Origin of the sequence: Xanthomonas sp. NCPPB 2922 (assembly GCF_041520885.1) — a bacterium.
Taxonomy (GTDB): Bacteria; Pseudomonadota; Gammaproteobacteria; order Xanthomonadales; family Xanthomonadaceae; genus Xanthomonas; species Xanthomonas campestris.
This window is the reverse complement of record NZ_JBGOFY010000041.1, coordinates 1-7,729: the sequence shown is the minus strand read 5'-3', so window position 1 is coordinate 7,729 and position 7,729 is coordinate 1. Positions and strand designations below refer to the sequence as shown.

5 protein-coding genes and 5 pseudogenes are annotated in these 7,729 nt (G+C 61.2%); 4 read left to right on the top strand and 6 right to left on the bottom strand.

Annotated features, from left to right (window positions below; translation table 11 throughout):
- A pseudogene (locus ACD584_RS21635) lies at window positions 1-187 on the top strand (hypothetical protein); the annotation flags it as partial.
- A gap of 210 nt (window positions 188-397) precedes the next feature.
- Window positions 398-654, top strand: a pseudogene (locus ACD584_RS21630) (hypothetical protein).
- Between the two features lie 52 nt (window positions 655-706).
- Here the strand turns inward: ACD584_RS21630 and ACD584_RS21625 are convergent.
- The gene (locus ACD584_RS21625) at window positions 707-2,302 is read right to left on the bottom strand and encodes a MobA/MobL family protein (protein WP_076036280.1); all 1,596 of its coding nucleotides are present in this window, start codon (window positions 2,300-2,302) and stop codon (window positions 707-709) included.
- Window positions 2,303-2,568: 266 nt separating this feature from the next.
- Between ACD584_RS21625 and ACD584_RS21620 the strand changes: the two are divergent.
- Window positions 2,569-2,823: pseudogene (locus tag ACD584_RS21620) on the top strand (hypothetical protein).
- 27 nt (window positions 2,824-2,850) lie between these two features.
- Here ACD584_RS21620 and ACD584_RS21615 read toward each other — a convergent pair.
- The 5 genes and pseudogenes from ACD584_RS21615 to ACD584_RS21595 all read right to left on the bottom strand — a co-directional run.
- Window positions 2,851-3,276 (bottom strand): annotated as a pseudogene (locus tag ACD584_RS21615) (XVIPCD domain-containing protein); the annotation flags it as partial.
- 988 nt (window positions 3,277-4,264) lie between these two features.
- Window positions 4,265-4,420 carry a hypothetical protein gene (locus ACD584_RS21610; protein ID WP_186009287.1) on the bottom strand — a complete coding sequence of 52 codons (156 nt, stop codon included), beginning with the start codon at window positions 4,418-4,420 and terminating at the stop codon, window positions 4,265-4,267.
- A 633-nt stretch (window positions 4,421-5,053) separates the two neighbouring features.
- On the bottom strand, window positions 5,054-5,245 hold the full coding sequence (locus ACD584_RS21605) for a hypothetical protein (protein ID WP_076036279.1): 192 nt from the start codon (window positions 5,243-5,245) through the stop codon (window positions 5,054-5,056).
- Window positions 5,246-5,316: 71 nt separating this feature from the next.
- Entirely contained in the window at window positions 5,317-5,796 is a 480-nt protein-coding gene (locus ACD584_RS21600; protein ID WP_075286085.1) for a RadC family protein, read from the bottom strand.
- Between the two features lie 419 nt (window positions 5,797-6,215).
- Window positions 6,216-6,440 (bottom strand): hypothetical protein, encoded by a 225-nt coding sequence (locus ACD584_RS21595; RefSeq protein WP_162808665.1) that lies wholly within the window; start codon window positions 6,438-6,440, stop codon window positions 6,216-6,218.
- A gap of 545 nt (window positions 6,441-6,985) precedes the next feature.
- Here ACD584_RS21595 and ACD584_RS21590 point away from each other — a divergent pair.
- Window positions 6,986-7,729, top strand: a pseudogene (locus ACD584_RS21590) (integrase); the annotation flags it as partial.

Sequence of the window (7,729 nt, the reverse complement as noted above, 5' to 3'; positions counted from 1 at the left end):
CCGTGGCCAGCAGATGCAGACCCTGCAGAAGGTCAAGAAGGAAGTGACCTCGCGCTTCGGCGACAGCGTGACCGTGCAGACCTACTCCGGCGAATCGCGCCAGGGCGTGGACGAACTACGCGCCATCGTCGGTGGCTGGCTCGGGCTAGAAGAAAAGTCTTTTTTTGAGACTACTCCCTGTGACTAGAAACTTCTGCACGGGCATGCCGTTTGTCTAATTTCACTTCCAGCCATTTTTGGAAGTCAGGTGGTTTCTCGACGCAAGCATGTCGATGGAACATAACAGGCATCAAATTTCCGCACGTATTCAAATTTGTGAAATAGTGCTCTAACCGAGCTCTTGCGCAAACTGCGGTTCTTGGTTGGATGAGGACTTCCCCCACACGCAGAAGTTTTCATGACCACCCATCCCCAACAACTCGAAATTGCCGGCCAACTACTCGCCGGGCTGATGAGCCAAACGCTCTCTGACGAGCCGCTGGTGCGCCAACGGAACGTTTGCAATGCCTGGGCGTCTGCCGGCGAACTGATCGTCTACAGCCAGAAAAAGCCGCCAGGCGGAGGCACTGCCGCCCAATCCTTGGAGCGGGCCGAAAGCCCAAAGACTCTCAGCTGGACCCAGTGCGCAACAAGAAGCGCCCAACGCTTCACTGAGCCGGCCAAGAGCCCGCAAACATTGAGCCCCGCATCGCGGGGCTTTTTGGTCTCAGTGGAAGCGCGGCGGTTTGGGAACGTAGGCGCAAGCAGGGGGAGCGGAGATGGGAGGGCTTGGACGGGGCTGGTCGGGTTCAACCGCCATGTCGAGCTGGAGGGGGTAGCGCTGAAGCACGTCCCGGCTCCAGGCCTCCAGGTGCGCCGCGCTGGCCGACGCCTCTTTCTCGCAGAGGGCTTGTTCCTCCGCGGTCACCCGAGCCCTTGCATCGGCCAGCTCTGCGGCTCGGGCTTCGAGGGTGCTCAACCGACGCCCGCGCCGCTGCTTCCAGTCCCCCTGCGTCCATGACGTCCCAGGCTCGGGATTGTTCGCCAAAAAGTCGTGCCACGCGTTCTCGGCCATGTGGTGCAGCTTCTCCGCTCGGCGCACCGCCAATAGCCGCCGGGCGAACTTCATGGTGGCTGCCTTGAAGCGCCGCAGCCGACGGAGCAACTCGTTGAGGTCCGGGCGCAGCCGGGCCTCCTCGGCGAAGGCAGTCACGCGCTCCCTCATCCACTGCAACAGGTTTAGCGTCGCCTGGAGCGTCTGAGCCACCCGGGGATCCGCTTGAACAGCCACTCCCCATTCGTTGCTGGCCTCCTCCGCGAGCTCTGCGAGAGGGCGAAGTTCGCGAGTTACCTTGACATCCTCGGCTTCCAGCAACCCCAGTCCACAGGCAATGGGGGCCATGCTGCTGGACATCTCGATGAGCCCCGCCCCGCGCCCCAGCGGCAGAGAGATAGTGCCGGGAAGGCGATGAGTCTTGTGCTCGGCCTGGGCCTGGCTGTGACCGTCAGGCACGGGCATGGCGCGCCCTTCTTGCTCGAACACAGCGATGAGTTTTCGGAAGGTCTCTTCGTTGGTTTCTTCGATTCGACGGTTTGCGTCAGAACGCTCCGACGGCTGGCCGCGCCGGGCCAGGGCGGTGCCGTTCTTGCCGACGTGCTTCGTGGGCTCCCGGGACAGCACGGCAGCCGAGGCCAGGTTGCCACGCGCCAGAGCGTCGTCCGCCTGGGCGGCCAGGCTGCGGTGGTCCACCCGAATCTCCAGTGCCGCCTTCTCAAGGTGGGCGTTGATGGTAGAGGCGATGAGTTCGCGCACCCACTGCACTTCAACACGTCCCGAAGGCCCGCCGTCGAGCTCCCGGGTTTTGTCGGTGAGGCCGTCCGGCCCGATGCGACGGGTCGTCGCCAGGACATGGACGTGCCAGTTCAGCCCATCCTTGGACCCAGGGCTGTGGATACTGGCCTGGGCCGCAAAGCCGTAGCGCCCGACGAGCCCACGGGTGACTTCCACGGCCAGCTCGGACCGCTGGAGGTCATCGAGTTCGTGCGGCAACGCGAACTCGAACTCGCGCGCGACCGTCGAATCTTTGCGACGCTCAGCCGCCTCTGCCGCCGACCAGAGCTCAGCGGGGACCAGGGCCCAATCGGGCGCGTCCTCGGGAGCAATGCAGTGCGTTTCGACCACGCCGTCCCGGCGGCGGTAGTCGTGGCGCAGGCCGGTGAGCGCGTCCTCCAGCAGCAGCCCAGCGCGATAGGCTGCCGCAGCGATGGACGAATGTCCTTTGGCGCGACTAAATGTCTTGACGTTGGCGTGGTAGATGGCCATGAGGCGGCGACTCCGGAGCAGTGGGGTTGCTTGGTTTATGCCTCGGCTTTGGATTTTCGCAAGCGCCCCCGGCGCTTGGGGTTCAAGGGGCGAAGACCCTTGCGCACGTGTCACGCAGTGACACCTAGGTGCGCTCTTGCTTGTTTTTGAAAGCTCTTGTTTTTCAGACCTTTCGGGTCACACGGCGGACGAAATTCGAGACCATCTCAATGCTTGACGCTAGCCGTTTTCCTGCTTGACTCGTTTCCAAGCGACAGGAGAAACGCGTGACCGCAACGAATCACTACCGAGACCAAATTCAGCGGGCCACCGAGCGCTTGGCCCAGCTACAAGCGTAAGAGCTTTTAGCAAACCAGCGCCGCGAAGCGAAGGCCCAGGAAACGGCGAAGCGCGAAGAAATAAAAAGACGGCAGCGCGTGGCGGACCTCGTGGTTTCCACTGGTGCGCACCTGCTGGACGACGCAGAACTGGAAACGTTGCTTAGCAGCCACATGAGAAATCGTGCTGGCTCTTTTCACTAGAGCCCTCGTCATCACGGCGAGCACTTTTCAGGGACCGCCCCTAGTCATCGTCGGCCCTTGTTCCTGCTGCGCCGTCTGTTGCTGGGTCTGCTCCAGTGCCTGCTGACGCACTTGGTCCTGCTTGATGACCTCAGCCTGCTGGAGGTTCTGCTGGGCCGGCTCCTGCGAGGCTTCGCGCCCATCCACGTGGGCATGGAACTGCGGCGCTTTGTCTAACCCGTGTGGGGCATAGATCGCAACGACGTTCTGAGCGCCATCGTTCCCCAAGCCTCCCGTGACCCTGTCCACCCGCTTGAGCAACGGGTCGTCCACCTGCTGCTTGTAAAGCGCAGCTGAGACATTCCTGGTCTCTTCTTCGTTCCAGTTTCCCGTGCCGCGCACCCAGGAATGGATCTGCTGGTAGGTCGAGTGGTCCGGGTGGGCGGGATTGTCGGCCAGCACCTGCGAAGGTGACCGAAGCGAGGGGGGCTCAATGTCCGGGCGATGCTGCGCTGGGCCTAGTTGGCGCACCTCCACTTCCCGCTGCTGACCGTGGGAGGTATCGACAAATCCGAACGCCTTGCCCTGTCCGCCCAAGCTCAGCCCGGCTCCCTCCAGCTTGGCCGTATCGGTGCCTAACTCTGCGAGGTCGTAACCGAGGCGCGGCAAGGCCTGGGTCGTGGATCCCGCACGCTCTCTCAACAACGCAGCCCCCGCGCTCACAGGGTAGGCCGCATAGTAGCCGGGGTAGTTAGACGTGCCCTGGCGCCCCATGCTGCTGTCGCTTCGGTCGAAGTGACAAACGGCAACAGCTTCCACAGCCGAGCTGGAAATGCTGTTCCCTGTGCGTTGAAATCCACGCTCGTCCAAGTGGATGCCCGGCTCAAGCTTTCCGTCTTTCACGCAAGCGGTTGTCGGCTCGACGCGACGCAGAAATTCGGCTTGGTTGAACTGCCCCGTGGTCGTCGCCACTCGGCTGGCCACGGCATTCATACTCACCAACTCGGCCAAGGCTTCGTTTTGCCGAGCGGATGCAATGAATTCCTTGGACAGCCCCGTGGCATCAACGACTGATTCGCCGTATTGGATACCCTCTTTGAGCGCGGCATCGAGCTTGAACACAAAAGTGTTCAGAGAAACTTGCGCCGACGGCGCCATCAGCGCATGCCCGGTCTCATGCCCCACCGTTCCCGCCAACATGTCCAAGCGGTCGGAACGAATGGACGGCTCGAAAATCGAGGTGTTGATGCTGACGGTGCCAGTCTTGTCATCGTAGTGCCCGCCCTCGTTCGGCTGATTGGACACTTCCAGCCGGCGCAAGGTGCCTAGGTCGATGGCTTGCGTCATCACCGAAGTCAAATAAGGCGATGTATCGATGGCCTCTCGAAGGTCACGCACTGCGCCTTTGGGGAGGCCCGGCTGCTGCTCCAGGTTCTGGAGCAACCGTTCAATGTCGCGCTGATCAGCCATCACGCGGCTCCATTTCGAGCCTCACCCGCGAAACGCAACGTGGGTCGTCGTGCTTGTCCGTGCTGACGACTACATACAAGCCAAGCCCGTCTGCGAGCGCTCGCTCAAAGTAGACCGTCGGCTTGAAGCCCACCGCGTTCTTGGTCACGCCGAACCCTCCTGCGACCAATGGGTCATGCAGCGATTTGAACGACAGGTCACAAGCCTCGGAAGGCCTCACTGTGAGCTCAATGGTGTGGCCGGGGTGACGCGCGTAAGGCTTCCACACAGCGAACTCATAGTGCCCCGCACCCAGTGTGCCCTGGAGCCCTGTTCGCCGCCCTTGACTGTCTGGCGTCACCTCAAGCCCTGACACTTGCGCAACATGCATCGGGGTCATGTCTGCTCTGGTTTCGAAAGATTTGGCCATTCGAACGATGGCCTCGACCAATGCACCTGACGTTAATGCTGGGCCTTGCGGCAGTGGTGGGTAATCGCCCGACCCCACAGCATTGGGAGCGGCTCGCCGACTGGCCTCGTCTGCGGCCCTGTCCGCACTAGCAGCGGCTTTGTCTTGCTCGGAGCGCACGTCTGCGGCGCTGGGGGGATGTCCTTCCATCGTTTTCTCCTGAGAGGCGTGGTCACTCGCCGGTCCTTGAGCACAGGCCAGCGTTCCTAACGAAAGGGTAAGCACCACAATGCTGCGAATCAGTAAGCGCAAGCTGAGCCTCCGTGAGTGCTCGATGTCCTTCGTTGCCACCAGAGTCTAACCGTTAGGTGTAGCGTGCGTCCCAGGATGGAATCACGCTGTCAAATCACTGGCATCATCAGCACCGTCTACGACTGCGAAGTCACTTGCCAGCCATCCGTAAGCATCGCTAAGCGCATCGGCGATGTCTGCTTCGCTCTCGCATTCGACCGTGGCTTCCACTGGCAACGCGGGACGCTTGCCGTCGGTCTCCCACACAATCCCGCGCACGTGAAACGCCTTCATTTCCTGCTCCTTGGAAGTGCATCTGCCTTGGCAGTCTAGCGTCGGCAGGCTGCGCAGGTGAAGGGGGTGGGCTATGCCCACCCCCTTGCGGTCAGGCTGGTGTGCTGCCGCCCACCGATGACCAGGTGGTCGAGGACGCGGATGTCGAGAAGCGACAGCGCCTGCTTCAGGCGTTCGGTGACCTTGCGGTCTGCTTCGCTCGGCTCCGGGTTCCCGCTCGGGTGGTTGTGGAAGAGGATGACGGCGACGGCGTTGAGCTCCAGGGCGCGCTTGGCGACGACTCGGCTGTGGACTTCGCAGGCATCGGTGGTGCCGGTGAAGAGGTGCTCGGTGGCCAGGATGTGATGCTTGGTGTCGAGGAAGACGACGCCGAAAATTTCGTGCGGCAGGTGAGCGCAGCGGGCAACCAGGTAGTCGCCGGCTTGGTCCGGGCTGTGGATGCGGCCTTGGCGTTGAAGGCGTTGCTCCAGGATGGTGGCTGCTGCGAGCAAGATGCCCTCATCGTCCATCTGAAGTTGATACTGGACTGCTCGGTCTTGGGTGCGCTTCATCGGTTTGTCTCCACCAGCGCGTTGTGCGCCTCGTGGGAACCGACAGGCGAAGCGTCCGGCCCTACCGCACCCGAGAGCGAGCACCGCGCAAGCGGCGCACAGCGAAGGGCCGCAACAAAGTGTCAGCGACGAGTAGGAGGCTCGCCCTTGCGGGTAGGGACAGCGGAGCCAAGATTCCCTTCAAGAGGCCCAGCGTTGGTGGAGACAGCACCATGCAAATGCCAACAAGGCAACAAGGCTTGCGGGCCAAACGGCATTTGGATGGGCGGGGTCGATTGATGGCAGCAGGCGATTGCCTAACCGCGCCCTGCCAGGGATGGGGGCATTAGCAGACATGCGCTTGCCTGCGTCATGTCTGCCTGCAAGTGCACTGCTATCCGCAGGATTGGGCCATAACAGCCCCAATGGACTCACACGTTCTAGTCCGTGCTTTCGAGCCCGTGCCAGGACAAGATTTCGTCAGCTCGACGGCCGACGAACTGCACGTCCTCACCAGTCGTAGCCTCTTGCTCGATAGCAGCAGCCATGTTGGCAAAGGCTTGCCAGAAGTGGCGGCGATCAGGACTGGAAGCCCGCAGGGCGGGCAGGGCGGGCACCGCGGCATCCAGACGCTCAAGGTGACTGCGAAGCTCGGCTCTGTCCATGGGCTTGAGTATCAGCAGCCTTGTCGCATTGCTTGAGACGCATCCACCAAGGCAGCGCGGAATCAGTTCCGGGTGCCGGCACGACGCTGCTCAAGCGTCCGCAGGGTGAGCGACCATCAGGTCCCACGTCCGGCAAGGTCAGACTGCACTCCTGGCATTCGACGCACCATCGGTGTCGCGCCCTATCGGAAGTCAGAAAGTTCCGATCCAGGCATATCATTGCTTTGAATATAAATTCAGACTAACAATAATAGGCTAACATTTAACTTAAATTCATTTTTAAAATCGACCACTAAGCTCATTTAGTTAGCTTATTTACTGCAAACAGTACAGAATTGACTGCGATAAATCGACACAAATTCCCTCGCAACCCTTGTTTCATAAGGGTTTCCGCCAGGTAACGAATTAGCGAATCTGGAGGGCACCCCAGAGGGGATACCCTGACGCCTAAGGACTGCGCCGACACCGCAGATTTTTGTATCGCCCCCGTTGACGAATTTTCGTCCTGTCATATCCCTACTTCCATGTCTAGATGGAAGTGACCCATGACCAGCAACCCCTCCGCGGCACTCAACGACTACATCGCTTCGCCGTTCGGCCTCCTGCATTTGGAAGGCATCCACATTGGCCGCTACCGTATTGACCTCGCTATTGTCCGAGGCCGAGAAGCCGCCATCAACCTGCAGGAATGCATCCTCGCTGCGCTCGACGAAACCGGACGAAAAAGCGGCCTGAGGAACAGCACACGCTATCCTGCGCAGCTGCCCATGGGCACGCCGGCGCGCCCTCTGGCCAAGGAGATCGAGGATCATCTGGCGGACATGCGTCGCCGGCAACTAGAGCCCAAAACCATCCAGTCCACCGAGCGCACGTTGAAGCTGCTGCTTCTCACCTGCGGCAACATCTCCGCGGCTCGAGTCGACTACTACCACATCCAAGCGCTCTGGACGCTGCTGCGCTGGGCCCCGAGGAACCTGGTGTCGGATCCAATGCTGAAGGACCTCTCCTTCGACGAAGCGATCGCGCTGGGGAAAGAGCAAGACGTGCCGCCGCTGTCACCTGCCACGGAAGAGCGTCACCGCCGGTTCCTGGTCGCCTTCTTTAACCACTTGGTCAACGGGCAAGCCATCGACTTGTCACCGATGAAGGCGTTTCGGAAGCCCAAGGAAGATCACACCATCAACCCCGACAAGGCGATCCGCTTGTTCGAGGACGCAGACCTGCAAGCCATTTTTGCCCCCGCAACATTCATCCCCTGGGCCAAGAAACCGCAGTATTGGTGGGCACCG